Annotated in this window: 4 protein-coding genes; all 4 read right to left on the bottom strand. The window is 61.2% G+C overall.

The genetic code is table 11. From position 1 onward, the window contains the following. Positions 1–50: 50 nt before the first annotated feature. Genes tnpC through tnpA form a run of 4 tightly spaced genes read right to left on the bottom strand, consistent with a single transcriptional unit; the run spans position 51 to position 1,871 of the window. Positions 51–758 carry an IS66 family transposase gene (gene tnpC / locus AWB78_RS49155; RefSeq protein ID WP_232478137.1) on the bottom strand — a complete coding sequence of 236 codons (708 nt, stop codon included), beginning with the start codon at positions 756–758 and terminating at the stop codon, positions 51–53. Further along, positions 658–1,092: an IS66 family transposase gene (locus AWB78_RS49150; protein WP_232478136.1), complete on the bottom strand. Its 435-nt coding sequence runs from the start codon at positions 1,090–1,092 to the stop codon at positions 658–660. The genes tnpC and AWB78_RS49150 overlap by 101 nt, the downstream gene beginning before the upstream one ends. A gap of 30 nt (positions 1,093–1,122) precedes the next feature. After that, positions 1,123–1,467, bottom strand: a complete 345-nt coding sequence (gene tnpB, locus AWB78_RS42270) for an IS66 family insertion sequence element accessory protein TnpB (protein WP_014900967.1) — start codon at positions 1,465–1,467, stop codon at positions 1,123–1,125. Then, on the bottom strand, positions 1,464–1,871 hold the full coding sequence (gene tnpA, locus AWB78_RS42265; protein WP_232478135.1) for an IS66-like element accessory protein TnpA: 408 nt from the start codon (positions 1,869–1,871) through the stop codon (positions 1,464–1,466). Before tnpA ends, tnpB begins: the two co-directional genes overlap by 4 nt. Between the last annotated feature and the right edge of the window lie 160 nt (positions 1,872–2,031).

The following is a 2,031-nucleotide window of genomic DNA, read 5'->3' as shown; positions in this document are numbered from 1 at the left end:
CGATCGTCGCGATGCGCCTACGCTCGCCCAGTCATTGCGAACAATTCTCGCTACGGTGTGCGTAAATTAGCGGATACAAATGCCAGACGAACTTTGCCGCTTTCGGTTAACTCGTTGAAGCCGGTATAGCCGTCCCCCTGAAGGACGCCTTTGAATCCGGCAAGATGGGTCTGAGGATGGATGCCTTTGCGGTCCGGCGAGTACGCGAACCAGACAGCAGCGGGTTCGCTCGAACTTGAGCGTCGATCATCGCGCACGTAGACCCACAACCGACCGGTTTTGGTTTTCTTGTTGCCGGGCGCGAGCACCGGGATCGGTGTGTCGTCCGCGTGGAGCTTCGCAGTCGCCATGGTGTAGCGCCGCAGGGCTTCAGTCAGCAGCCGACAGAGTTCTTCGCATTGCCCGACCCAGCGTGCCATGGTGGCCCGATCGAGACGTACGCCATCGCGCGCCGCGATCTCGGATTGCCGATACAGCGGCGTGTGATTTGCATACTTCGAAACAATGATCTCGGCCAGCAAGCTCGGATGCGCGATGCTGCGCTCGATGGGCAGCCCCGGCATGGGTGGTTGCGCGATATGGCCGCAACCGATGCAGATCCGCTTGCGACGGATCGTGCGGATGACTTTGAACATCGCCGTGACGCGCGCGAGCTGCTCAGACACATCCTCGCCGAGCAACTCCATGGCGTTGTTGCACTTCGGGCAGACGGAATCGGGCTCGAGCTCGCGCTCTTCGCGTGGCAGATGGGGCGCCAAGGCTTCCTTCGCGGATGCCGCAGTCGCGCCTGAGCTCGATGCACGAGCGCGTGCACGGCGAACATCGGCCAACGCCGCTACCCGCTGCCAGATCCTCAAGTTGGGTTTCGAGCCGATCGATCTGCCGGTCTACTTGCTCGGATTTGCGGCCGAAGTGCATGCGCCTGAGCTTGTCGATTTGCGCCTTCAGGCGCTCGAGCTCCTGGTCCCGTTCAACAATCTCCCGGTCGCGTTCGGCGATCTCCTGGCGCATCTTCGCCATCGATGCCTGCTGTTCGAGCACCAGGGCGTGGAGCTCGGCAATGGTGTCCGGAAGCGGCGCATGATCGGGCATGCGCTGCAGTTTACGAGCCTTCGACGCGGTTTACAACATCGACAATGCGGCCGTGCGACGGGGCTGTCGCCAATCGATGCCTTCCAGCAACATCGACAGCTGCGCAGACGTCAGATAGATCTTGCCGCCATCCGCCTGGGGCCAAATAAACCGCCCACGCGAAAGCCGCTTCGCGAGAAGCCATAGTCCGTCATCGGTTGCCCATAGAATTTTTACGAGATCGCCGCGACGTCCCCGAAAAATGAACACGTCGCCGCCGAGCGGATTCTCTTCGAGTGCCGCTTGCACCTTCGCGGCAAGAGCCGGGAAACCACTGCGCATGTCGGTGACGCCTGCGGCGATCCAGATGCGAGTGCCAGCCGGCAGGCCGATCATCGGGACAGCTCCCGGATCAGCAGTCGCAGCATATCCGGCGACACATTACCGCGAATGCGCAAACGTGCACGGTCAAATTCGATCTCGCAGGCGTCCTCCGACACGGCTTCGCGGACCGGCATCGAGGCCTCGGCTTCCGGGACAATGCTGACTGGAAGTAACGATGCAACGTCACCATCGGGTTCCTGTATGGCAGGCCCCGGACGCGGCGCCCCAAATGCACCCTGAAGATACTGGCGACGCCATCTGAACAGCAGATTGGTGTTTATGTCGTTGCGACGCGCGACCAGCGATACGGACGCCCCGGGCTCGAACGTCTGTTCGACCAGCTGTCGTTTGAATTCGCGCGCAAAGTTGGGGCGCTTGCCCGGTGCCTCGCACTTGCTATCCACAATCTCGGCCACTTTGGTTCCCGTCAAAACATTTAGTGGGAACCAAATTACCCCCGTTCGCTGCCACCCGGCGAACGGCCGACATGAGACGCATACGCCTAGCTCTTGGTTCGCGTTCGCAATGAGGACTCCCGCACCCACGCTTTAAGCATCGCGGCGATGCGCTCTATGA

Origin of the sequence: Caballeronia calidae, from assembly GCF_900044055.2 — a bacterium.
Lineage (GTDB): Bacteria > Pseudomonadota > Gammaproteobacteria > Burkholderiales > Burkholderiaceae > Caballeronia > Caballeronia calidae.
Note: the sequence above shows the minus strand (reverse complement) of the source record. Positions and strands in the feature narration are given on the sequence as shown.

Bases quoted from the DNA above. Each gene is read 5' to 3' on its own strand.
- AWB78_RS49150 (WP_232478136.1), bottom strand. From the start codon at position 1,092: ATGCCCGATCATGCGCCGCTTCCGGACACCATTGCCGAGCTCCACGCC.
- tnpB (WP_014900967.1), bottom strand. From the start codon at position 1,467: ATGATCGGCCTGCCGGCTGGCACTCGCATCTGGATCGCCGCAGGCGTC.